The organism is Actinomadura xylanilytica (assembly GCF_030283145.1).
In the GTDB taxonomy this organism is placed as follows: domain Bacteria; phylum Actinomycetota; class Actinomycetes; order Streptosporangiales; family Streptosporangiaceae; genus Spirillospora; species Spirillospora xylanilytica.
This window is the reverse complement of sequence record NZ_JASNWE010000004.1, coordinates 570,880-593,534: the sequence shown is the minus strand read 5'-3', so window position 1 is coordinate 593,534 and position 22,655 is coordinate 570,880. Positions and strand designations below refer to the sequence as shown.

Here is a 22,655-nt window from a genome sequence, read left to right as displayed (position 1 = left end):
GAAATCGCAGATCGCGGCCCCATCGTGATCAGCGGAGCCCGACTCGGCGCCCCCGCCGGGCCGCACCACCGGGTTGACTGGCCGAACGCCGGCCAACGCCCGCTCCCTGGGAAGGACCCTTAGTGAGCGAATCCAGCGAACTCCTTACGGACGCATCGAGCACGGCACCCGCCGCCCCGGCCGAAGAGGCCGGCGCCGAGCGTGCCACCCCCCGGCGCCGCCGGACCGGCACCGGGCTGTCGGCCATGGTGCTGCCCGAACTCAAGGCGCTCGCGTCCAGCCTCGGCATCACCGGTACCACCGGGATGCGCAAGAGCCAGCTCATCGCCGCCATCCAGGAGAAGCAGGGCGGCCAGGGGCAGGGCTCGGCGGGAGGCGAGCAGGGAGCCGCTGCGACGGAGAAGACCGAGCGCCCGCGCCGTAGCCGTACCGCCGCCAAGCGCGAGGCGCCGGCCGAGCAGACCGCCATCGCCGAGGCGGCACCCGCGGTCGCCGACGAGCAGCAGGCTCCGGCCGAGAAGAAGGCCGAGAAGGCCGAGAAGGCGGAGAAGACGGAGAAGACGGAGCGGAGCGAGCGGCCCGAGAAGGCCGGCCGGCAGGGCGGCCGGTCCGCCGAGAAGCAGTCCGACAAGGGCGGCTCCGAGGGCCGGCAGAACCGCGAGTCCGGCGAGCGGACCCGCTCCGAGAGCGGCTCCGACGACGGCGAGCAGCAGCAGGGCGGACGGGACGGCGGCGGCCGTGACGGACGTGAGAACCGCGACGGACGCGAGGGCGGCCGGCAGCGCGGACGCGGTGGCCGTGAGCGTGGCGAGGGCCGCGAGCGCGGTGAGCGCGGTGAGGGCCGGGAACGCGGCGAGCGGGGCGACCGCGGCGAGCGTGGAGACCGGGGCGACCGCAACGACCGCGGTGACCGTGGTGAGCGGGGCGACCGCGGTGAGCGTGGTGAGCGGGGCGAGCAGGGCGGCCGTCAGCGCGGCGGCCAGAACTCCGGCGGCGGCCAGCACGACGATGACGACGGCAGCGGCAGGGGCCGGCGCGGGCGCCGGTTCCGTGAGCGCAACCGCGGTCGCGGCGGTCGCGGCGAGCGCTACGAGGAGCCGGTGCTCAGCGACGACGACGTCCTGATCCCGGTCGCCGGGATCCTCGACATCCTCGACAACTACGCGTTCGTGCGGACCACCGGCTACCTGCCCGGCCCGAACGACGTGTACGTGTCGCTGGCCCAGGTCCGCAAGAACGGCCTGCGCAAGGGCGACGTCATCACCGGCGCGGTCCGGCAGGCGCGCGACGGCGAGCGGCGCGAGAAGTTCAACGCGCTGGTCCGCCTCGACACCGTCAACGGGATGGAGCCCGACCAGGCCAAGGGCCGGGTCGACTTCAGCAAGCTGACCCCGCTGTACCCGCAGGACCGGCTGCGGCTGGAGTCGGACCCGGGGATCCTGACCACCCGGATCATCGACCTGGTCTCGCCGATCGGCAAGGGCCAGCGCGGGTTGATCGTGTCGCCGCCCAAGGCCGGCAAGACGATGGTGCTCCAGTCGATCGCCAACGCGATCACCAAGAACAACCCCGAGTGCCACCTGATGGTCGTCCTGGTCGACGAGCGTCCCGAAGAGGTCACCGACATGCAGCGGACGGTGAAGGGCGAGGTCATCCACTCGACCTTCGACCGTCCGGCCGAGGACCACACCACGGTCGCCGAGCTGGCCATCGAGCGCGCCAAGCGGCTGGTCGAGCTGGGCCACGACGTGGTCGTACTGCTCGACTCGATCACCCGGCTCGGCCGCGCGTACAACCTGGCCGCCCCGGCGTCCGGGCGCATCCTGTCCGGTGGTGTCGACTCGACCGCGCTGTACCCGCCCAAGCGGTTCTTCGGCGCGGCCCGCAACATCGAGAACGGCGGCTCGCTGACCATCCTCGCCACCGCGCTGGTGGAGACCGGGTCCCGGATGGACGAGGTCATCTTCGAGGAGTTCAAGGGCACCGGCAACATGGAGCTCAAGCTCAACCGGAGCCTGGCCGACAAGCGCATCTTCCCCGCGGTGGACGTCGACGCGTCCAGCACCCGCAAGGAGGAGATCCTCATGGCGCCGGAGGAGCTGCGGGTCGTCTGGCAGCTCCGCCGCGTGCTGCACGCGCTCGACACCCAGCAGGCGCTGGAACTCCTCCTGGAGAAGATGCGGGAGACCAAGTCCAACGCCGAATTCCTGCTCCAGGTCCAGAAGACCACGGTCTCCGACGACCGCTGACGACCGGCCGCGCGCCCGAGGCGCACGGTTCCCGTAGCGCGACGGCGCCCCCGCCCTGATCCGGACGGGGGCGCCGTCGCGTCCGCGTGCCCCGGGCCCGGTGGTGGGGTTAGCCCCACCACGGATCCGGCGGGGTGCCGCATGGTCCGGGCGTGGTCCGGGCCGCAGGCTGGGACCGTACGCTGGAACGGGCACGGAGGGACGATGTGGGCGAGCTGAGCAGAGGGGCGGACGGGGCCGCGGCGGAGCCGGCCGGGGGCGCGAGCGCCGCGCGGGCGGCCGGGCGCGCGGGCTCGCTCGCCTACGGGCCGTGGACCCCGCTGGCCATGGCCAGATCCTCGGTGACCTGGCGGTCGGCCCTGTACTTCGCGGTGAGCGTGGCGCCCGCGCTGGCCTGGTTCATGGTCCTGGCCGTCGGGCTGCTGTTCTCGCTGGCCACCGCGATCATCTGGGTCGGGGTGCTGCTGCTGGCCATGCTGATGATCGCGTGGCGGCTCGGCGCGATGCTGGAGCGGCGGCTGATCCTGGCGGCGTTCGGTGTCCGGATCCCCAATCCGTACCGGACTCCGCAGCAGGGCCGCAACCCGGTGGTGAGGCTGAAGCACATGGCGTCCGACCCGGCCACCTGGAAGGACCTGGTCTACCTCGGGCTGCACCTTCCGGTCGCGTGCGCCGAGCTCATCGTGGCGGTGCTCCTGTGGGGGTCGGCCGCGACCCTGGTGTTCCTGCCGGTGGCCGTGGCGCTGGGCGGCGGCATGGAGGTCAACGTCGCCGACGTCTCGTACTGGGCGGGCAACCCGGTGGAGGCCCTGCCCGTGTCGGTGGTGGGGCTGGCGGTGCTGCTCGTGGCGATGTACGCGACGCGGGTGATGGCGATCGGGCACGTCCTGTACGCCCGGCTGCTCCTCGGCCCGAGCGGCTCGCAGCGGGAGAACCTGGAGCTGCGGCGGCGCACCGCGCACCTGCGGGCCAGCCGCGCCCGCGGGGTGGACGCCGCCGAGTTCGAGCGGCGCCGCATCGAGCGCGACCTGCACGACGGGGCGCAGCAGCGGCTGCTGGCGGTGGCGATGGACATCGGCCGGGCCCGCGCCAAGCTCGACGACGACCCCGAGGGCGCGCGGGCGCTGATCGAGCAGGCCCACGCGGGCACCAGGGAGGCGATCACCGAGCTGCGCGACCTGGCCCGCGGGATCTACCCGGCGATCCTCACCGACCGCGGCCTGGACCCGGCGCTGTCCGGGCTGGCCGGGCGGGCGCCGGTGCCGGTCGAGGTGGCGGTCGACCTGCCCGAGCGTCCCCCCGCGGCGGTCGAGAGCATCGCGTACTTCGTCGTCGCCGAGGCGCTGACCAACATCGCCAAGTACGCCCGCGCGACCCGGGCGACGGTCCGCGTCGCCCGGGAGGACTCCTGGGTGGTCGTCGAGATCGCCGACAACGGGGTCGGCGGCGCGGTGGCCGGGGCCGGCGGCGGGCTCGCGGGCCTGGCCGACCGGGCCGCGACCATCGACGGGATACTGACCGTCGACAGCCCGCCCGGGGGGCCCACGGTCGTCCGCGCGGACCTGCCCTGCACCTGGTGATCGTCCCGGCCCGGGCGGTGGGAGAGGTCCGGGGGCGGCCGGCAGGCCCGATAATGGGGGGATGCGGGTTGTGATCGCCGAGGACTCGGTGCTGTTGCGCGAAGGGCTCGTCCGGCTGCTCGGCGACGCCGGGATCGAGACCGCGGCGACGGTCGGGGACGGGCCGGGGCTGCTCGGCATCGTCGAGCGGCACGAGCCCGACCTGGCCATCGTGGACGTGCGGATGCCGCCCTCGTTCACCGACGAGGGCCTGCGGGCCGCGCTGGAGGTGCGGGCGCGGCGGCCGGGCACGCCGATCCTGGTGCTGTCGCAGTACGTGGAGGAGCGGTACGCCACCGATCTGATCGGCGGCGGGGCCGAGGGCGTCGGCTACCTGCTCAAGGAGCGGGTCTCCGACATCGCCGAGTTCATCGACGCGGTCCGCCGCATCGCCGCCGGGGGCACCGTGATCGACCCGGAGGTGATCGGCCAGCTCCTCGGCCGGCGGCGCACCGGCGACCCGCTCCAGACGCTCACCCCGCGCGAGCAGGAGGTGCTCGGGCAGATGGCCCAGGGCAAGGCCAACGGGGCGATCGCGCGGGACCTGGTCGTCACCGAGGGCGCGGTGGAGAAGCACATCTCCAACATCTTCATGAAGCTGGACCTGCAACCCGCGCAGGGCGGGCACCGCCGCGTCATGGCGGTGCTGGCCTACCTGGGCCGCTCCGAGGTCTGAGCCGGACTGGGGGCCGGGCTGGGGCCGGGCCGGGAGGCCGAACCAGGAGGTCAGAGCCGCGCCAGGACGTCCGGGCCGCACCAAGGGAGCGTCCGGGCAAGATCGGGAATGCCCGATGACCTCGGCACGTTCGGGTATCTGGCACACTTGGAGTGCAACCGCTGCGGTACCGGTTCACGCTTCCCACATCTCCCACGGCATCGCCGTGCGGGCCGGGGGCGCCCGGCGACCGCTCCAGGCGAGGAGATCTCATGAAGCCCGACATCCACCCGAACTACGTCGTCACGACCGTGACGTGTACGTGCGGGAACACCTTCGAGACCCGCAGCACCGCCGCGAGCGGTGAGATGCGCGCCGACATCTGCTCCGACTGCCACCCGTTCTACACGGGCAAGCAGAAGATCCTCGACACCGGCGGCCGGGTGGCGCGCTTCGAGCAGCGCTTCGGCAAGGGCAAGAAGGCCGACAAGTAGAGCGACCATCGCCGCACGGCGGCGACCAGGGGCGGCCCGGGGACTCTCCAGGTCCCCGGGCCGTTCGAAGTGGGCACTCGGAGGCCACGCGGCCGGAACGGGCCAGGACATACCGTGAATCTCGACGATCTCATCAGCGAGTACACCGACATCGAGGGGCGGCTCGCCGACCCCTCGGTGCACGCGGAGCAGAACCTCGCACGGCGGCTGGGCAAGCGCTACGCGGAGCTGCGCCCGATCGTCGAGACCTACCGCGAGCTGACCGCCACCGAGGACGATCTGGCCGCCGCGCGCGAGCTGGCCGGCGAGGACGAGACGTTCGCCGCCGAGGCCGTCGAGCTCGACAAGCGCCGCGAGGAGCTGGAGGAGCGGCTGCGCCGGCTGCTGGTGCCCCGCGACCCCAATGACGACAAGGACGTCATTCTGGAGGTCAAGGCCGGTGAGGGCGGCGAGGAGTCGGCGCTGTTCGCCGGCGACCTGCTGCGGATGTACCTGCGGTACGCCGAGCGGGTCGGCTGGAAGACCGAGGTCCTCGACGCGCACCCGTCCGACCTGGGCGGCTACAAGGACGTCACGGTCGCGGTGAAGGCGCGCGGGCAGGACGGCGGCGCCTGGACGCGGCTGAAGTACGAGGGCGGCGTGCACCGGGTGCAGCGGGTGCCGGTCACCGAGTCGCAGGGCCGCATCCACACCAGCGCGGCGGGCGTGCTGGTCAGCCCCGAGGCCGAGGACGTCGACGTCCAGATCGACGCCAACGACCTGCGGATCGACGTGTACCGGTCGTCCGGGCCGGGCGGGCAGAGCGTCAACACCACCGACTCGGCGGTCCGCATCACGCACCTCCCGACGGGCGTCGTGGTGTCCTGCCAGAACGAGAAGAGCCAGCTCCAGAACAAGGAGCAGGCGCTGCGCATCCTGCGGTCCCGGATGCTGGCGATCGCGCAGGAGCAGGCCGACGCCGCGGCCTCGGCCGAGCGCAAGAGCCAGGTCCGCACCGTCGACCGGTCCGAGCGGGTGCGCACCTACAACTATCCGGAGAACCGGATCTCCGACCACCGCGTCGGCTACAAGGCCTACAACCTCGACCAGGTGCTCGACGGCGATCTGCACAATGTGACGCAGGCGCTGGTCGACGCCGACATGGAACGACGCCTGGCCGAAGCCCAAGGATCATGAACCTGCTGCTCGACGAGATCGCCAGGGCGACCGCGCGGCTGGCCGACGCCGGGGCCGCCTCGCCCCGTGCCGACGCCGAGGAGCTCGCCGCGGCCGTGCACCGGGTCAACCGCTCCGAGCTGCACAGCGTGCCGGACAACGCGTTCGACGCCCTGTTCTGGGAGTACGTGGCGCGCCGCGAGGCGGGCGAGCCGTTGCAGCACATCACCGGCCGCGCGTACTTCCGCTACCTGGAGCTGAAGGTCGGCCCGGGGGTGTTCGTGCCCCGGCCCGAGACCGAGGTGATGGCCGGCTGGGTGCTGGAGACGCTGCGCGACATGGACGTGCGCGACCCCCTGGTGGTCGACCTCGGCACCGGTTCCGGCGCGATCGCGCTGTCCATCGCGCTGGAGGCGCCGCGCGCCCGGGTCCACGCGGTCGAGAAGGACCCCACGGCGTTCGTGCACGCCACCCGCAACGTCGAGGAGCTGGACGAGCGGGGCCGGGTGCGGCTGCACCTGGACGACTTCGCGACCGCCCTCACCGAGCTGAACGGCACCGTCGACCTGGTCGTCAGCAACCCGCCGTACATCCCGATGAGCGAGTGGGAGTACGTGCCGCGCGACGTCCGCGACCACGACCCCGCCGACGCGCTGTGGGGCGGGGGCGACGACGGGCTCGACGCGATCCGCCGGGTGGAGTCGGCGGCGCGCCGGCTGCTGCGGCCGGGCGGCCACGTGGCGGTCGAGCACAGCGATCTCCAGGGCAACGGGGTCTACTGGATCTTCGCCGAGGAGAACGGCTGGCGCGACGTCCGCAACCGCCGCGATCTGACCAACCGCGACCGCTTCGTCACAGCGCGGTACGGCACCGACTGACGCCTCGGCCCCGCCGGAGCGTGGATATCCTGGGGCGTGCCAGGGAGCACCAGCTCCGCGCAGATGGGAAGACGGGCGACCGTGAGCCGACGTTATGACTGCTCCGAGCCGATGGAGCGTACCCGGGGGATCGCGGACGCGGTCTCCGCCGTAAGGCGCGGTGAGCTCATCGTGCTGCCGACCGACACGGTGTACGGAGTCGGCGCGGACGCGTTCACCCCGCCCGCGGTGACCGCGCTGCTGGACGCCAAGGGGCGGGGCCGCGAGATGCCTCCGCCGGTGCTGGTCGGCTCGGTGCGGGCCGCGACCGCGCTGGTCGAGGACCTCGGCACCTACGGGCAGGACCTGATCGACGAGTTCTGGCCGGGCGCGCTGACGCTGGTGTGCCGGGCCAACCAGAGCCTGCTATGGGACCTGGGCGAGACCAAGGGCACCGTGGCGATCCGGATGCCGATGCACGAGCTGACGGTCGAGCTGCTCAAGGAGACCGGGCCCCTCGCGGTCAGCAGCGCCAACCTCAGCGGCCGGCCCGCCGCGCGCTCGGCGGCGGACGCCGAGTCGATGCTGGGCGACTCGGTCTCGGTGTACCTGAACGGCGGGCGGTCGGCGCACGGCGACCCGTCCACGATCGTCGACCTGACCGGCGCCGTCCCGCGGCTGCTGCGCGCGGGCGCCATCCCGGAGGACAAGATCCGCTCCGTCGTCGGGGTGCTGCTCACCGACGAGGACGAGATCGAGGCCGAGGACAAGGCCGGGGACGAGGACGGTGCCGGGGAGCTCGCGGCCACGCCCGCCACGCCCCCCGTCGAGCCCGCTGAGCCCGTCAAGGCGGAGCCGCAGGCCGAGGCGGAGGGTGAGAGCGAGGGCGAGGGGCAGGACGCCGTGAAGCCCTCGCTGGTGAAGGGGGCCGCGTCGGCCGACAAGCCGTCCCTCAGCAAGGACGAGCCCACGGCCGGCTGAGCCGTCCGGCCAGAGCTCGCCAGAGCCCCGCCGGGGCCCGCCGGTGCCCTTGGCGGCCGGTGCGCCTCGCGGCGCGCGAGGATCCGGGTCAGGCATGCGAAAGGCCCCGCCGCGCGCGCGACGGGGCCCTCGGTGTCACCGGCTCAGAGAGCCGGTCACGGTTCGGCTCAGAAAAGGGTCTTGCCCGGGCCGTAGACGTACTGGCCGCTCTTCTTGCTGCGACCGCACTCCTGGACGTACAGGTGGCTGCTGTACGACGAGCTGACCTTGATCGAGACGGTGCCCTTGTTGTCGAAGTTGGCGCCGGAGCTGGTGACGATCTTGTGACGCGACCAGTACGCCTTGCCGCCTTCCGTGAACTTGAAGCGCACGCACGCGGTCCAGCCGTTCTTCTTGCTGTCCTGGAGGTAGCCGCTCACGTAGACGCTGCCGCCCGAGCGGGTGTAGGTCCCCCACGAGGCCAGGTTGCTGTACTTGTTGTACGGGGCCCACTTCTTGGTGACGGCGGCCTCGGCGGGAGCGCCCACGGCGGCCATGCCGGCCATCAGGGTTCCGGCGGCCAGGGCAACGGCAGCGATACGCCGCATAAGTCCCTCCACAATTCAGGTTTCGCGAAATAGCTCCGCAAACCTAGCAGTGTCCCCAAGATCGTTTTTATGGCGAGCTTAGATCGTGACCTGGTGCGGCCGAGGTCGGGCGGGGGGCGAACCTTTTCCGTGCCTTCACCGTCCAAGGGTCAGGGAGGCGGCTGTCCCGACGTCACAGGGGCAGACTGAAGGACCGAAATACACGGCGTTGGCGTCCGCAACCCGCCGGGCCTGCACCGGGGTCCAGGGTGATGGTATGACAAAGATCACAAACTGGTCATTCCTCATCCAAAGCGTCCAGCAGTGCCCGCATGTCGATCAGTGCGGCGCGCGCCTGCTCGACCACCCCGTCCAGCGCCTCGCGCGCGTCCTGCGGTGTCCCGGCCGCCCCGGCCTCGGCGATGCGGACCAGGCGGGCGGTGTGCTCCAGCACGGTGCCGCTCAGCCCGAGCGCGACCCGGTGCCGTTCGGCCTGCACGGCCTCGCCGGTCCGGGTCGCCACGGTCTCCCGCGCGGTCGTCTCCCAGCGCTGGCCGCGCCCGGTGACCGTCCGGCCCCAGGCCCAGAACGGGAGCAGCACCAGCGCCCCGAACAGCACGCCGCCGGCCAGCCCGAACGGGATCGTCCAGGGTCCGGGACGCGCGTCCGGCGCGGTCACCAGCAGGACCGTCCAGGCGACGGCCCAGGGGAGCGTGGCCGCGAACGGCGCGGGCCAGGTCGGACGGCCCGGACGCGCGTGGCCGGCGACCGAGTACACCGCGATCATCTCCGCCGTGCAGCCCAGCACCAGCACGCCGAGCAGGCCGACCGACCGCGCGCCCGCCGTCAGCGCCCACCCCACATCGATCAGGATCAGCGCGCCCAGCGTGAGGTACGGAGCGCGGCGCCGCCACCACAGTGGCACGGCACGGGCCACCAGCGCGATCACCACGAGCACCGACCCGTCCGCGGACCATCCGCCGAGGGCCGGGTCCGGGGGCAGGAACGCCAGGAGGGGCGGCAGGATCGCGCAGAACACCACCACGGCCGCGTCCAGCACCTCGGGCCAGCCGGGCCCGCGCCGCGTCCCGGCGGGCGCGGCGGGCGAGGTGGGGAGCACGGCGCGCACCGACCACCCGCCGGACTCGTCCGGGCCCGCGGCGAGCGTGCCGCCGAGCGCCTTGGCCCGGCCGCGCATCCCGGCGATCCCGCGTCCCGTGCCGAGCGCGGGGACGGACCCGCCCTCGCTGGGAGCCTCGTTGACGACCGCCACCTCCACCGCGTCCGGCAGGTGGCGGACCTCGACGGCCACAGACGCGCCCGGCGCGTACCGCAGGGCGTTGGTGAGCGACTCCTGGACGATCCGGTACGCGGCGGTGCCGACCTCCGGCCGCAGGCCGCTCGCGCGCGGCTCCTCGGCGGCGCCCCGCAGGGCGCGCGCCCGCCGCAGGGTGGCGAGGAGCGGGCCTCGCGAGGCCGAGGGCGCGCCCTCGACGACGAGCGACACCGGGACGCCCACCCGGATCAGCCCCTGGCACAGCGCGGGGAGCATGGCGTCCAGCTCGCCGTCCTCGGACTCGGTGCCCATGACGTCGACCAGCCGGCTGAGCGCCTTGAGGACGTCACGGCCGGTCTCGGCCGCGGCCGACAGCGCCGCCGCGGTCAGCTCGGGGTCGGACCGGCGGGCGACGGCGCCGCTGTGCACCACGACCGCGCTGAGATGGTGGCCGGCGACGTCGTGCAGGTCGCGGGCGAGCCGTTCGCGTTCGGAGCCGGCCGCGGCGCTCCGCTCCCGATCGGCCCCGGCGAGCCGCTCCGCCAGCCGGTCCCGCCGCTCCCGGTGCTCGCGGCGGAGCTGGCCGAGCGCGGTGACCACGATGTAGTAGAGGACGTTGAGCGCCTCGTTCAACGCCAGGTCAGACGCCGTCTGCTCGACCGGCAGCGCGACCGCGAACGCCACCGTGAACGTGGCCAGGCATCCGGCCATCGCGACCCGCCGTCCGCGCTGCACTGCCACGGAGTACAGCGCGACGCCGTCGCTCAGCCCGGCCACCAGGGTCTCGGTGCTCTGCACCGCGAGCAGGCCCGCGCCGTTGAGCAGCACCGCCGCCGCCAGCACCGGCACGGGCGCGACCCGCCGCCAGATCAGCGCGAGGCAGGACCCGATCACCGAGACCGCGACCGCCGTCCACTGGCCGTGCCCGAGCGGACGGTCCACGCCCGTGGTCAGCAGCCAGGTACCGAAGAGCTGCGCGCAGGCCAGCGCTCCCGGCACGGCGAAGTCCGCCACGCTCGGCCAGCGCGCCCCGCCCGTCCGATCCGCCGCCGCACCGGTTCCCGGCGTCCTGTCAGGCCCCCCGGCCCGCGAGCCCCCGCTCATTTCCGTGCTCCGCCCCCGATCCCCTCACACGGAACGACAGTATGGCCGGTCCGGGGGATCGGCAGTGCCGAGGGCGGATCACGCCGGGCCGGGCCGCACCCGGCGCACGCCGGCACGGCACCTAACCTGAGCGGGAGAGACAGGGAACGCCACAGGGTAGTCGCTTCGTTACGCCGACAGACGGGCATCAACGGTGAAACCATGCCTGACGTGCATGCATGGGCCCGCGGGCGGATGGTCGCAGCGCTCGCGCTGATCGCCGTCCTCGGGCTGCCGGGCCCGTCGGCCGCCGCCTCCGAGGAGCGCGTCCCGGCCCTGGACGTGGTGCTGACGATCAGCCCGGACGGGACGCTGCGGGTCCGCGAGACGATCACCTACGACTTCGCCCCCGGCGGCGGGCACGGCCTCGTCCGGCGGGTGCGGTACCGGCACGGGGACCGGCTGTACGGGATCAGCGACATCCGGACGAGTTCGTCCACGGGCGCGCCCGCGCGCGCGAGGACGTTGAAGCTGCTGCACGAGGTGCAGATCAGCGTGGGCGACCGGAACCGGGCGGTGCACGGCCGGCAGGCCTATGTGATCGAGTACGACGTGGGCGGCGCGTTCACCCCGCTGCAAGGGCGCGACGAGCTGGTCTGGGACGCCGTCGGCACCGGCTGGGAGGTGCCGATCGGCGAGGCCGCGGTACGGGTCGAGGCGCCGGTGCCGCTGCGGAAGGTGAGCTGCCGCGCCGGGCGCCGGCACGAGACGACCCCGTGCCTGCGGGATCGGGACGGGCCGTACGCCGTCGATTTCACCCAGCGGGGGCTGCGTCCCCGCGAGGGCATGACGGTGCGGGTCAGGCTGCCCAAGGGGGCGATCACTGTGCAGCGGCCCCGCTACGCGCCGCCGCGCTGGGCGGGGACCTGGCCGGGCACGGCGGTGCTCGCGCTGGCGCTCGGGTCGCTGGCGCTGACCGCGCGCCGTCCGGCGCGGCGGAGCGCGGGAGTCCGGCTGGTCGGGGCGGGCACGCTGCTGCTGGCGGCCGACGCGGCCGATGACGTGCTGGCGCGGGGGCTGTGGGACTTCGCGCTCGGCGATCTCGTGCTCGCCGGGCTCGCATTGATCATCGCGGGGGCGGGCGTGCTCGCCGCGCACCGCCACGGGCCGGACCACGACCGGAGCTTTCGGACGCCCCAAGACGGAGCGGGCGCGCGGTGGGAGGAATAGAGTTGTCCGGGCACGCCGCCCGGCCGAACGCATCGTTCCCCGGCGGGTGCCGTCCAGCCGCCGGATGATCAGTGGGCGATCAGCGGCGATCAGCGAGGGGAGGCGCGGCCGAGTGCGGGAGTACCTGCTCATCATTCTGGTCGCCGCCCTCGTCGTGTACCTGGTGACTCCCGCCGTGCGCCGGTTCGCCGTCTGGTTCGGCGCCATGGCCGCGCCCCGCGACCGCGACGTGCACGTCATCCCGACGCCCCGGCTGGGCGGTCTGGCGATGTTCGGCGGCATGGTCGCGGCGCTGGTGGTGGCGACCGGGCTGCCCGAGATGCGCAAGGTCCTGGAGAACGGCGACGTCAGCGTGGCCAGGGCGCTGCTGCTGTCGGGCGGGCTGATCGTGCTGGTCGGGATCGCCGACGACCGCTGGGGCGTCGACGCGCTGACCAAGTTCGCCGGGCAGGTCGCGGCGGCCGGCATCTTCATCATGCAGGGCATCCAGGTCTACGTGATCCCGCTGCCCACGGGCGAGACGCTGTCGCTGCCGCCCACCTACGGGGTGCCGCTGACCGTGCTGATGGTGGTCGCCACCATCAACGCGGTGAACTTCATCGACGGCCTCGACGGGCTGGCGGCCGGAGTGGTCGGGATCGCCGCGACGGCGCTGTTCTCCTATGCCTACCTGCTGTCGAAGTCGGTCGGGGTCACCACGCTGAGCGGGGCGACGCTGACCGCGGCGGTGCTGGTCGGGATCTGCGCGGGCTTCCTGCCGCACAACTTCAACCCGGCCCGGATCTTCATGGGCGACACCGGTTCGATGCTGATCGGGCTGCTGCTCAGCGCAGGCACGATCATGCTGACCGGGCAGTTCGACACCGCGGTCCTGGGCACCTACGGGCTGTTCCCCTTCTATGTGCCGATCCTGCTGCTCCCGGCGGTGGCCGCGGTGCCGTTCATCGACATGCTGCTGGCGGTCTGGCGGCGCACCAACCAGGGCCGTTCGCCGTTCGCGCCGGACAAGCAGCACCTGCACCACCGGCTCCTGGAGCTCGGTCACTCGACCCGCCGCGCGGTGCTGATCATGTACTTCTGGGTCGGGCTGATGGCCTCGGGCGTGGTGGGGCTCGCGCTGAGCGACTCGACGCTGATGGTGGCCGGCGCGACCGCACTGATCGCGGTCGCCGGCGTGGTGCTGATGATCGCCGGGCCGCGGCGCCGCCGCCGCCGCGACGCCCGGCGGGAGGCGGCCGGCCTGGCCGGCGGCCGGCCCGACGATCAGCCGGCCGCGCGCCCGCACGAACCCGTATAGGGACCCGAATTCGCGGAATGCCGCCGGGTGAGGGAGACCTTCCCGGAACGTGGTGAGACGTCACCGTCCGGCTATTCCCGGTGGCCGGGAAGTGTGCGCATTCCACCCGGGGCGTCGCTCTCGGTGATCGGCGTGAACGCCGCCTCTTCCTTCGGCGAGACGGTCCCGGCGGGACGCGCGGGACGGGTGCGCCCGGCTGCGCCGGTGCGCCGTGGCCTGGGCACGGTTCGTCGGGTCGCGCCCTCGCGCGCCCGCCCGGACGATGTGGCGGGCGGGTCGGGGCGATTCCCGCGCCCGCCTGCCGCGCTGTTCTCGAAGCGCGACCATTCGGCGGCGGCGGGTCACGATCGCCGGAATCGTATTCCTCCCGGCGGGCGGAACAAGATGATCGCGCGCGAGTAATGGGAGGACCTTTCCGGTCGATCGCCCCGGCGGAATGACTAGTCCGTCCGGCCGCTTCGTCGGGTGCTCGGCGGGCCGGCCGGTGCATCCACAGAGTGAGATCGCCGTCTCGCCTTGCGGGAGGTGGTGCGGTGCCCGGCGGCGCCCGGCCGCCGGCCCGTCCCGGAAGATCGGCGAAACCGGCGCCGTTGCGGCGGCCAAGGTGCTGAGCTGGGCTAAAGTCCGTGGAAGTCGCGCGTGCCGATGGCGTCCCCCGGTCTTTACCACCGGGGTAATTGTGGACATATCGGACGCTTGTGATACCTTTCACGAACCAGATACGACCACTGACCGTGACCAGCCGGAGCCCTCATGCAGTCTTCCGACGGCCATCCAGTCCGGGGTGCCGCGATACCGACCTCCCTGGTGGGGCTGGTCGCGGTGGTGATCGGCCTGCTGATCGCGGGTCCCAAGGGCGGCCTCGCCGCCGCGCTGGCGGCGGTCGTGGTGATCGCATTCTTCTCGGTCAGCGCGCTGGCCGTGGCCTGGGCGGCGAAGTTCTCGTCTCAGACGATGATGCTCGCCGCGCTGGCCAGCTACGCGGTCAAGATCCTCGCGGTGATGGTGCTGGTGACCGCCATGGACGGGGTCTCCCTGTGGAACACCAAGGTGTTCGGCTGGAGCGTCGTCGCCATGGCGCTGACCTGGATCGCGGCCGAGTTCCGCGTCGCCCTTCAGTCGGGAAGGCCCTACATTGACGAGCCCGAGACCGCCGCGGACCGGAGTCCCTGATGTCGCGGCCCGGAGTAGTTCTGGCACGTTTGGACTACTCCAATATGACCACCCGCGGGGTGGCCTGCTATCGTCCGGAGCGCGATGAGCGAGCAGGGACGTCGGCCGGAAGACGGCCAGCGCGAGTTCGCCGACGCCGCTTGGTCGGCCCCCAGCTATCTCCTGTCCGGGATGGCGATCTGGGGCGGGTCGGGCTGGTTGCTCGCCAAATGGACTGGTTGGAGCGGGTTTATCCCGATCGGCCTGATCATCGGTGTCGTGCTCTCCATCTACCTGATCTACGTGAAGTACGGTCGCCACCCCCTCTGAGCGGCCCCGCCGCCGAGGAAGCCTTCGTGATCCACCACCACATTGAAGAAGGGAACGCCGCGTGAACGCGCTGACGGTCCTCGCCTCCTCCGGCGGAGAGGAGTTCCAGGCCCCGGGGCCGGAACTCTTCAACTTTCGGCCCCTCTTCGACGGCGGTCCGGCCTGGCTGACCAAGCCGACCGTCTTCGCGGTCTTCGGCGCGCTGGTCGTGTGCGTCTTCTGCTGGAGCGCGTTCGCCAAGCCGAAGCTGGTACCGCGCGGCATCCAGAACATCGGCGAGATGGGCTACGTGTTCGTCCGCGACCAGATCGGCAAGCCGTTCCTCGGGCGCGACACCGAGCGCTGGATGCCGCTGCTGATGTCGCTGTTCTTCCTGATCTGGGTCTGGAACATCTTCGCGGTGATCCCGGTCATCCAGTTCCCCATCGCCTCGCACATCGCCTTCCCGATCGTGCTGGCCGTGGCCGTCTACTTCATCAAGGTCTACCTGGGCATCAAGAACCAGGGTCCGGTCAAGTACTTCACGAACCTGATCCCCAAGGGCCTGCCCAAGCCGATCTACATCCTGCTCGTCCCGATCGAGTATCTCTCCACCTTCATCCTGGCCCCGTTCACGCACGCGGTGCGGCTCTTCGCGAACATGTTCGCGGGGCACATGATCCTGGCGTTCTTCAGCCTCGTGGGCTTCTGGTTCCTCTTCGAGAAGCCGACCGCGCTCGGGTTCGGGGTGGGGATCATCGGTGTGGTGATGACCATCCTGATGACCGCCTTCGAGATGTTCATCCAGTTCCTACAGGCGTTCCTGTTCACGATGCTCGCTGCCATGTACATCAACAGCGGGCTGCACGCGGACCACTAGGCGCGACGTCCCAGGTCTGCGGCTCTACTACCGACCACCCCGATAAAGCCAGACCGGTGGAAACCTCCACCGGCCGACAGAAAAGGAAAGACCCATGACGGGAGAAGTCCTCGCTGCGGTCAGCGGCAACGTGACGGCGATCGGCTACGGCCTTGCCGCGATCGGTCCGGGCATCGGCGTCGGCATCATCTTCGGCCAGGGTGTCAACGCGATCGCCCGCCAGCCGGAGCTGACCGGTGTGATCCGTACCAACATGATGCTGGGCTTCGTGCTCACCGAGGCCCTCGCCCTGATCGGGCTTGTCGCGCCGTTCCTCTTCCAGAGCCTCAAGTAACGGGTAGACCGAAGGAAGGGCTGCATCATGATCACAGCAGCTTCCGTTCTGGCGGCGGAAGAGAACAACCCTCTCATTCCGCACCCGTATGAGCTGATCGTCGGAATCTTCTCGTTCGCGGTCGTGCTCCTGGTGGTCGGCCGGATCCTCGTTCCGCGGATCCAGCAGACCCTCAACGAGCGCACCGACGCGATCGAGGGCGGGCTCAAGCGGGCCGAGACGGTACAGGAAGAGGCCAAGGAGGCGCTCGAGCGCTACCAGGCCCAGCTCAAGGCGGGCCAGCTCGAAGCGTCCAAGCTTCGCAAGAAGGCCGAGGACCAGGGCGCCGCGATCATCGCGGAGATGCGCGAGCAGGCCCAGGCCGAGGCGCGCCGCATCGTCGAGGCCGCACAGGCCCAGATCGAGGCGGAGCGTCAGCAGGCCCTGGCCTCGCTGCGCAGCGAGATCGGCACCCTGTCGGTCGAGCTGGCCGGTCGCGTGGTGGGCGAGTCCCTGGAGGACAGCGCCCGGCAGAGCCGCGTGGTCGACCGCTTCCTTGAGGAGCTCGAAGGCCGCGCGCGTAGCCAGGAGCAGATCACATCATGACCATCACGGGAGCGGTCAGCAGGGCATCGCTGGCCGAGTCGAAAGAGCGGCTGGAGGCGGTGCTCGACCGTCCGGGCGAGCCCGCCGGCCTGGCCTCGCTGGGCACCGAGCTGTTCGCGGTGCTCAACCTGGTCGACCGCGAGCACGGCCTGCGCCGGGCGGTGTCCGACCCGGCGCGGGACGGCGCCGACAAGGCGCGCCTGTTCCAGGGGCTGCTCGAGGGCAAGGTCTCGCAGGCCGCTCTCGAGCTGGTCGCCGACGTGGTCCGGATGCGCTGGTCCAAGCCCTCGGAGCTGTCGGACGGGGTGGAGACCCTCGCGGTCACCGCCGAGGCCGCCCGCGCCGAGGCCGACGGCCGGATCGACGACCTGGAGGACGAGCTGTTCCGGTTCTCCCGGGTCGTCGAGGGCGAGCCCGCGCTGCGCGGCGCGCTCGGCGGGGCGGGACTGCCGGCCGACCGCAAGCAGGGCGTGCTGAACGCGCTGCTGGAGGACAAGGTCACGCCGTCCACCCTGGTCCTGGTCACCGAACTGGTGCTGCGGCCCCGGGGACGTAGCCTGGAGGGCGGTCTCGCCGAGTACGGCAAGCTCGTCGCCCAGCGGCGGGAGCGGCTGGTCGCGCTGGTGCGCACCCCGGTCGAGCTGTCCGAGGCCCAGCGCACGCGGCTCGCCGCGGTGCTGGCAGCGGCCTACGGCCACGAGGTACACCTGAACATCGAGCTCGACCCGGGTGCGGTGGGCGGCCTGTCCGTCCAGCTCGGGGACGAGATCATCGACGGCACGATCGCCGGGCGGCTGGACGAGGTCCGCCGGCGGCTCGCCGGCTGAGGCCGGCGGGACCCGCGGCGGGGCGGGGCGGAGCGAGGAGCTCCGCCGGCCGCCGCGGGGTCTGGGGGACTCCCCCAGATGTTTGGCTGAGCTGACCCCATAGGGAGCAAGAGAGGAATCATGGCGGAGCTGACGATCCGTCCGGATGAGATCCGGAACGCGCTGGAGCGCTTCGTCCAGTCGTACGAGCCTGAGGCCGCCGCGCGCGAAGAGGTCGGCACCGTTGTCGATTCCGGCGACGGCATCGCCCACGTCGAGGGCCTGCCCTCCGCGATGGCGAACGAACTCCTGGAGTTCGAGGACGGCACCCGTGGCCTGGCTCTGAACCTGGACGTGCGTGAGATCGGCGCCGTTGTCCTGGGTGACTTCAGCAAGATCGAGGAGGGTCAGAAGGTCCGCCGGACCGGCGAGGTCCTCTCGGTCCCGGTCGGTGACGGCTTCCTCGGCCGCGTCGTCGACTCGCTGGGCAACCCGCTGGACGGCAAGGGCGCCATCGAGTCCGACGAGCGTCGCGTGCTCGAGTTGCAGGCCCCCACGGTCGTGCAGCGCCAGTCTGTGAGCGAGCCGCTCCAGACCGGCATCAAGGCGATCGACGCGATGACGCCGATCGGCCGCGGCCAGCGGCAGCTGATCATCGGCGACCGGCAGACCGGTAAGACCACGGTCGCGGTCGACACGATCATCAACCAGAAGGAGGCCTGGGACTCCGGCGACGAGAAGCGGCAGGTCCGCTGCATCTACGTCGCGGTGGGCCAGAAGGGCTCCACGATCGCCAACGTGCGCCGGCAGCTCGAGGAGTCGGGCGCGCTGGAGTACACCACGATCGTGGCGGCGCCGGCCTCCGAGCCCGCGGGCTACAAGTACATCGCCCCCTACACCGGGTCGGCGATCGGCCAGCACTGGATGTACCAGGGCAAGCACGTCCTGATCGTCTTCGACGACCTGTCCAAGCAGGCCGAGGCCTACCGCGCGGTGTCGCTGCTGCTGCGCCGCCCGCCGGGCCGCGAGGCCTACCCGGGTGACGTCTTCTACCTGCACTCCCGGCTGCTGGAGCGCTGCGCGAAGCTGTCCGACGACCTCGGCGCCGGTTCGATGACGGGCCTGCCGATCATCGAGACCAAGGGCAACGACGTCTCGGCCTACATCCCGACCAACGTCATCTCCATCACCGACGGCCAGTGCTTCTTGGAGACCGACCTGTTCAACCAGGGCGTCCGGCCGGCGATCAACGTCGGTATCTCGGTCTCCCGGGTCGGCGGCTCGGCGCAGGTCAAGGCGATGCGGAAGGTCGCCGGCACGCTGCGGCTGGCGCTGTCGCAGTTCCGCGACCTGGAGGCGTTCGCCGCCTTCGCGTCCGACCTCGACGCCGCCTCGCGCGCCCAGCTCGAGCGCGGCGCCCGCCTGGTCGAGCTGCTCAAGCAGCCGCAGGGCAGCCCGTTCCCGGTGGAGCAGGAGGTCGTGTCGGTGTGGGCCGGCACCTCCGGCGAGCTCGACGACGTCCCGGTCGAGGACATCCGCCGCTTCGAGCGGGAGTTCCTCGACCACCTCGGCCGCGAGGAGACCGGTCTGCTGACCGGCATCCGCGAGACCGGCCAGCTGTCCGACGACGGTCTCACCAGCCTCAAGAACGCCATCACGGAGTTCAAGCAGGGCTTCGAGACCAGCGCCGGCGCGCTGCTCGGCGAGGACGCGTCGATCGAGGCGATCGACGAGGAGTCGGTCGAGCAGGAGACGATCACCCGCGTCAAGAAGGACTGATCGGGGATGGCCCAGGTACGTGAACTCCGGCAGCAGATCAAGTCGGTCAAGTCGACCGCCAAGATCACGCGCGCCCAGGAGATGATCGCCACCTCCCGGATCGTCAAGGCCCAGCAGGCGGTGGCGGCCTCCAAGCCGTACGCCGACCAGATCACCCAGGCGCTGAGCGCGCTGGTCAGCCACCACGTCGGGATCGCCCACCCGCTGCTCCAGGAGCAGCCGGCGGACACCCGCAGCGCGGTGCTGATCATCACCAGCGACCGCGGCTTCTGCGGCGCCTACAACGCCAACGTGATCCGCGAGGCCGAGTCCCTCATCAAGGCGCTGCGCGAGCAGGGCCGCGATCCCGTCCCGTACGTGGTCGGCAACAAGGGCATCACCTGGTACCGGTTCCGCGACCGCGAGGTCGAGCAGACCTGGAACGGGTTCAGCGACCGCCCCGCGTTCGCCGACGCCGAGACGATCGGCCGCAGGCTGGCCGCGGACTTCCTCAAGACCGACGCCGAGGGCGGGGTCGGGGAGATCCACGTCGTCTACACCGAGTTCGTCTCGATGCTGACCCAGCAGGTTCAGGTCCGGCGGCTGATGCCGCTGGAGATCGAGGAGCGGACCGAGGGGGACGGCGGATCGCGGGCGCTGCCCGCGTACGAGTTCGAGCCGTCCGCGGAGGCCGCGCTCGACCTGCTTTTGCCCAACTATGTCGAGAGCCGCATCTTCCACATGCTGCTTCAGTCGGCCGCGTCCTTCCAGGCGTCGGTCCGGCGGGCCATGAAGTCGGCCACCGACAATGCCAACGAACTGCTCGGGGTCTACACGCGCCAGATGAACCAGGCGCGGCAGGCCGCGATCACCCAGGAAATCAGCGAGATCGTCGGTGGCGCTGACGCGCTCGCCGATTCTGGCGGGGAGTGAGAATGACTGCTCAGGTAGAAACGGCGACCGCCACCGGGCGGGTCGTCCGGGTCATCGGCCCGGTCGTCGACGTGGAGTTCCCCGCCGACGCGATCCCGGGCATCTACAACGCCCTGCACGTGGACGTGGAACTGGCCGGCGAGACCAAGGAGCTCACGCTCGAGGTCGCGCAGGACCTCGGTGACAACATGGTCCGGGCGATCTCCATGCAGCCGACCGACGGCATGGTGCGCGGCGCTCCGGTGGTCGACACGGGCGAGCAGATCTCGGTGCCCGTCGGCGACGTCACCAAGGGCCACGTGTGGAACGCCCTCGGGAAGCCACTGGACGTGCCGGAGGCCTCGCTCAAGATCACCGAGCGCTGGGGCATCCACCGCACCGCTCCGGCGTTCGACCAGCTCGAGTCGCGCACCGAGATGCTGGAGACCGGCATCAAGGTCATCGACCTGCTCAGCCCGTACGTCAAGGGCGGCAAGATCGGCCTGTTCGGCGGCGCGGGCGTGGGCAAGACCGTGCTCATCCAGGAGATGATCCGGCGTGTCGCGCGCAACTTCGGCGGCACCTCGGTGTTCGCCGGCGTCGGCGAGCGCACCCGTGAGGGCAACGACCTGTGGGTCGAGATGGACGAGGCGGACGTCCTCAAGGACACCGCCCTGGTCTTCGGCCAGATGGACGAGCCCCCGGGCACCCGGCTCCGGGTCGCGCTGTCGGGCCTGACGATGGCGGAGTACTTCCGCGACGAGCAGGGCCAGGACGTGATGTTGTTCATCGACAACATCTTCCGGTTCACCCAGGCCGGCTCGGAGGTCTCCACCCTGCTCGGCCGGATGCCGTCCGCGGTGGGCTACCAGCCCACCCTGGCCGACGAGATGGGCGTGCTCCAGGAGCGGATCACCTCGACCCGCGGCCACTCGATCACCTCGATGCAGGCGATCTACGTGCCCGCGGACGACATCACCGACCCGGCGCCGCACACGGTGTTCGCGCACCTCGACGCGACCACCAACCTCTCCCGGGACATCTCGGCGAAGGGCATCTTCCCGGCGGTGGACCCGCTCGACTCCAGCTCGCGGATCATGGACCCGCAGGTGCTCGGGCGCGAGCACTACGACGTCGCGCAGGAGGTGGTGCGGATCCTCCAGAAGTACAAGGAGCTCCAGGACATCATCGCCATCCTCGGCATCGACGAGCTGTCGGAGGAGGACAAGGTCACCGTCCAGCGGGCGCGGCGCATCGAGCGCTTCCTGTCGCACCCGATGTACGTGGCCGAGCAGTTCACCGGCCAGCCCGGTGTCACGGTGCCCAAGGACGAGACGGTCGCCTCGTTCAAGGCCATCGCCCAGGGCAAGTACGACCACCTGCCCGAGCAGGCGTTCTTCATGTGCGGCGGCATCGAGGATGTCGAGAAGAAGGCCAGGGAGCTGGAGAAGTAGCCCGCCGCGGCGGGGCCGGGACCGGCCCGTTCACCGGTCCCGGTCCCGGCCCCGCCGCGACAGCTCTGCTATTCGGAGGACAGACACGTGGCAACCCTGAAGGTCGGGCTGGTCTCGCCGGAGCGCGAGATCTGGTCCGGCGAGGCCAAGATGGTGGTCGCGCAGACCATCGAGGGCCAGCTCGGCATCCTGCCGGGGCACGCCCCGGTGCTGGGCGTCCTCCTCGACGGCAGCGTGGTGAAGATCGAGCCGGCCGACGGCGGCGAGGCGATCTCGGCCATGGTCGGCAGCGGCTTCTTCTCGATCGCGGCCGACGAGGTGTCGGTGCTGGCCGAGCAGGCCGAGCTGGGCACCGAGATCGACGTGTCCGAGGCCCGGCAGCGGCTCCAGGACGCGCTCTCCGAGAGCGGCGACAACCCGGAGGAGATCGCGACGGCGGAACGGCGTGCGCGCGCTCGGCTGCGCGCGGCGGGCGTGGACGCCTAGACTCGGCGATCGGGAGTCGGAACGGCGGGCGGGGGACTTGGGCGGTCAGCTGGCAGTGGACGCGGGCGCGCTGCTCGCCGCCCTCGTCCTGCTGGTGGCGCTGGTCTTCGTGCTGCTGTCCGCGCGCCGCTGGCTGTTCGTCCGGCGCGGCGGAACGGTGGAGTGCAGCCTGCGCCTGATCGCCGGGAACGGCTCTCCCGGGGCGTGGCGCCTCGGCATCGGCCGCTACAAAGGCGATGAGCTGCACTGGCATCGCGTGTTCGGTTTTCGCAGCAGGCCCCGGCAGGTGATTCACCGCCGGGGCCTCGTCGTGTCCAACCGCCGCCGTCCCGGCCCGGACGAGGCCGAAGGACTGCTCCCCGGCGTCGGCGTCATCGAGGTCCGCGACGGCGACCGCACCGTCGAGCTGGCGATGGGCGCGTCCGCGCTCACCGGGTTCCTGGCGTGGCTTGAGGCGGCGCCGCCCGGTTTTCCGGTAGACCTGCATCAGCCGGAGTAGGGCCCCTTCCCTGGAGTG

The 22,655-nt window shown here is 71.6% G+C and carries 22 protein-coding genes; 20 read left to right on the top strand and 2 right to left on the bottom strand.

What is annotated here, in order from left to right; translation table 11 throughout:
* The first annotated feature begins 122 nt into the window (after positions 1-122).
* From rho to QP090_RS26545, 7 genes are all read left to right on the top strand, one after another.
* Positions 123-2,249 (top strand): transcription termination factor Rho, encoded by a 2,127-nt coding sequence (rho, locus tag QP090_RS26575; protein WP_285942133.1) that lies wholly within the window; start codon positions 123-125, stop codon positions 2,247-2,249.
* A gap of 206 nt (positions 2,250-2,455) precedes the next feature.
* On the top strand, positions 2,456-3,829 hold the full coding sequence (locus tag QP090_RS26570) for a sensor histidine kinase (RefSeq protein ID WP_285942132.1): 1,374 nt from the start codon (positions 2,456-2,458) through the stop codon (positions 3,827-3,829).
* Between the two features lie 61 nt (positions 3,830-3,890).
* A complete protein-coding gene (locus QP090_RS26565) occupies positions 3,891-4,544 on the top strand; it encodes a response regulator transcription factor (RefSeq protein WP_285942131.1) in 654 nt (217 codons plus the stop codon).
* Between the two features lie 251 nt (positions 4,545-4,795).
* Positions 4,796-5,017 carry a 50S ribosomal protein L31 gene (gene rpmE, locus QP090_RS26560; protein WP_285942130.1) on the top strand — a complete coding sequence of 74 codons (222 nt, stop codon included), beginning with the start codon at positions 4,796-4,798 and terminating at the stop codon, positions 5,015-5,017.
* Between the two features lie 114 nt (positions 5,018-5,131).
* The gene (prfA, locus tag QP090_RS26555) at positions 5,132-6,193 is read left to right on the top strand and encodes a peptide chain release factor 1 (RefSeq protein ID WP_285942129.1); all 1,062 of its coding nucleotides are present in this window, start codon (positions 5,132-5,134) and stop codon (positions 6,191-6,193) included.
* Positions 6,190-7,050 carry a peptide chain release factor N(5)-glutamine methyltransferase gene (gene prmC / locus QP090_RS26550; protein WP_285942128.1) on the top strand — a complete coding sequence of 287 codons (861 nt, stop codon included), beginning with the start codon at positions 6,190-6,192 and terminating at the stop codon, positions 7,048-7,050. Before prfA ends, prmC begins: the two co-directional genes overlap by 4 nt.
* A gap of 81 nt (positions 7,051-7,131) precedes the next feature.
* Complete coding sequence (locus tag QP090_RS26545) at positions 7,132-8,010, top strand: L-threonylcarbamoyladenylate synthase (protein ID WP_285942127.1); 879 nt, start codon at positions 7,132-7,134, stop codon at positions 8,008-8,010.
* A gap of 167 nt (positions 8,011-8,177) precedes the next feature.
* Here the strand turns inward: QP090_RS26545 and QP090_RS26540 are convergent, their stop codons facing one another.
* A complete protein-coding gene (locus QP090_RS26540) occupies positions 8,178-8,597 on the bottom strand; it encodes a hypothetical protein (protein ID WP_285942126.1) in 420 nt (139 codons plus the stop codon).
* A 277-nt stretch (positions 8,598-8,874) separates the two neighbouring features.
* Positions 8,875-10,866 (bottom strand): ATP-binding protein, encoded by a 1,992-nt coding sequence (locus tag QP090_RS26535; protein ID WP_285942125.1) that lies wholly within the window; start codon positions 10,864-10,866, stop codon positions 8,875-8,877.
* A 291-nt stretch (positions 10,867-11,157) separates the two neighbouring features.
* On the opposite strand from QP090_RS26535, the gene QP090_RS26530 reads away from it, so the two are divergent.
* The 13 genes from QP090_RS26530 to QP090_RS26470 all read left to right on the top strand — a co-directional run bounded on the left by QP090_RS26530 (position 11,158) and on the right by QP090_RS26470 (position 22,637).
* Positions 11,158-12,165, top strand: coding sequence for a DUF2207 domain-containing protein (locus QP090_RS26530; RefSeq protein ID WP_285942124.1), 1,008 nt, complete (start codon positions 11,158-11,160; stop codon positions 12,163-12,165).
* A 112-nt stretch (positions 12,166-12,277) separates the two neighbouring features.
* Positions 12,278-13,462 carry an MraY family glycosyltransferase gene (locus QP090_RS26525; RefSeq protein ID WP_285942123.1) on the top strand — a complete coding sequence of 395 codons (1,185 nt, stop codon included), beginning with the start codon at positions 12,278-12,280 and terminating at the stop codon, positions 13,460-13,462.
* Positions 13,463-14,215: 753 nt separating this feature from the next.
* On the top strand, positions 14,216-14,635 hold the full coding sequence (locus QP090_RS26520; RefSeq protein WP_285942122.1) for a Cg1360 family ATP-synthase-associated protein: 420 nt from the start codon (positions 14,216-14,218) through the stop codon (positions 14,633-14,635).
* A gap of 84 nt (positions 14,636-14,719) precedes the next feature.
* Positions 14,720-14,944, top strand: a complete 225-nt coding sequence (locus QP090_RS26515; protein WP_285942121.1) for a hypothetical protein — start codon at positions 14,720-14,722, stop codon at positions 14,942-14,944.
* A gap of 61 nt (positions 14,945-15,005) precedes the next feature.
* Complete coding sequence (gene atpB / locus QP090_RS26510; RefSeq protein ID WP_285942120.1) at positions 15,006-15,803, top strand: F0F1 ATP synthase subunit A; 798 nt, start codon at positions 15,006-15,008, stop codon at positions 15,801-15,803.
* A 94-nt stretch (positions 15,804-15,897) separates the two neighbouring features.
* Complete coding sequence (gene atpE / locus QP090_RS26505) at positions 15,898-16,137, top strand: ATP synthase F0 subunit C (protein ID WP_285942119.1); 240 nt, start codon at positions 15,898-15,900, stop codon at positions 16,135-16,137.
* Between the two features lie 27 nt (positions 16,138-16,164).
* Positions 16,165-16,722, top strand: coding sequence for a F0F1 ATP synthase subunit B (locus tag QP090_RS26500; protein WP_285942118.1), 558 nt, complete (start codon positions 16,165-16,167; stop codon positions 16,720-16,722).
* On the top strand, positions 16,719-17,549 hold the full coding sequence (locus QP090_RS26495; RefSeq protein ID WP_285942117.1) for a F0F1 ATP synthase subunit delta: 831 nt from the start codon (positions 16,719-16,721) through the stop codon (positions 17,547-17,549). The genes QP090_RS26500 and QP090_RS26495 overlap by 4 nt, the downstream gene beginning before the upstream one ends.
* 120 nt (positions 17,550-17,669) lie before the next feature.
* The gene (gene atpA, locus QP090_RS26490) at positions 17,670-19,307 is read left to right on the top strand and encodes a F0F1 ATP synthase subunit alpha (RefSeq protein WP_285942116.1); all 1,638 of its coding nucleotides are present in this window, start codon (positions 17,670-17,672) and stop codon (positions 19,305-19,307) included.
* A gap of 6 nt (positions 19,308-19,313) precedes the next feature.
* The gene (locus QP090_RS26485) at positions 19,314-20,219 is read left to right on the top strand and encodes a F0F1 ATP synthase subunit gamma (RefSeq protein WP_285942115.1); all 906 of its coding nucleotides are present in this window, start codon (positions 19,314-19,316) and stop codon (positions 20,217-20,219) included.
* A 2-nt stretch (positions 20,220-20,221) separates the two neighbouring features.
* On the top strand, positions 20,222-21,652 hold the full coding sequence (gene atpD, locus QP090_RS26480; RefSeq protein ID WP_285942114.1) for a F0F1 ATP synthase subunit beta: 1,431 nt from the start codon (positions 20,222-20,224) through the stop codon (positions 21,650-21,652).
* Positions 21,653-21,739: 87 nt separating this feature from the next.
* Positions 21,740-22,138, top strand: coding sequence for a F0F1 ATP synthase subunit epsilon (locus QP090_RS26475; protein ID WP_285942113.1), 399 nt, complete (start codon positions 21,740-21,742; stop codon positions 22,136-22,138).
* 37 nt (positions 22,139-22,175) lie between these two features.
* Positions 22,176-22,637, top strand: a complete 462-nt coding sequence (locus tag QP090_RS26470; RefSeq protein WP_285942112.1) for a DUF2550 domain-containing protein — start codon at positions 22,176-22,178, stop codon at positions 22,635-22,637.
* Positions 22,638-22,655: the final 18 nt, after the last annotated feature.

What these genes read in the sequence shown, in the direction of transcription:
- QP090_RS26565 (WP_285942131.1), top strand. Translation starts at nt 3,891, where the DNA reads ATGCGGGTTGTGATCGCCGAGGACTCGGTGCTGTTGCGCGAAGGGCTC.
- rpmE (WP_285942130.1), top strand. Translation starts at nt 4,796, where the DNA reads ATGAAGCCCGACATCCACCCGAACTACGTCGTCACGACCGTGACGTGT.
- prmC (WP_285942128.1), top strand. Translation starts at nt 6,190, where the DNA reads ATGAACCTGCTGCTCGACGAGATCGCCAGGGCGACCGCGCGGCTGGCC.
- QP090_RS26540 (WP_285942126.1), bottom strand. Translation starts at nt 8,597, where the DNA reads ATGCGGCGTATCGCTGCCGTTGCCCTGGCCGCCGGAACCCTGATGGCC.
- QP090_RS26530 (WP_285942124.1), top strand. Translation starts at nt 11,158, where the DNA reads ATGCCTGACGTGCATGCATGGGCCCGCGGGCGGATGGTCGCAGCGCTC.
- QP090_RS26520 (WP_285942122.1), top strand. Translation starts at nt 14,216, where the DNA reads ATGCAGTCTTCCGACGGCCATCCAGTCCGGGGTGCCGCGATACCGACC.
- QP090_RS26515 (WP_285942121.1), top strand. Translation starts at nt 14,720, where the DNA reads ATGAGCGAGCAGGGACGTCGGCCGGAAGACGGCCAGCGCGAGTTCGCC.
- atpE (WP_285942119.1), top strand. Translation starts at nt 15,898, where the DNA reads ATGACGGGAGAAGTCCTCGCTGCGGTCAGCGGCAACGTGACGGCGATC.
- QP090_RS26500 (WP_285942118.1), top strand. Translation starts at nt 16,165, where the DNA reads ATGATCACAGCAGCTTCCGTTCTGGCGGCGGAAGAGAACAACCCTCTC.
- QP090_RS26495 (WP_285942117.1), top strand. Translation starts at nt 16,719, where the DNA reads ATGACCATCACGGGAGCGGTCAGCAGGGCATCGCTGGCCGAGTCGAAA.
- atpA (WP_285942116.1), top strand. Translation starts at nt 17,670, where the DNA reads ATGGCGGAGCTGACGATCCGTCCGGATGAGATCCGGAACGCGCTGGAG.
- QP090_RS26485 (WP_285942115.1), top strand. Translation starts at nt 19,314, where the DNA reads ATGGCCCAGGTACGTGAACTCCGGCAGCAGATCAAGTCGGTCAAGTCG.
- atpD (WP_285942114.1), top strand. Translation starts at nt 20,222, where the DNA reads ATGACTGCTCAGGTAGAAACGGCGACCGCCACCGGGCGGGTCGTCCGG.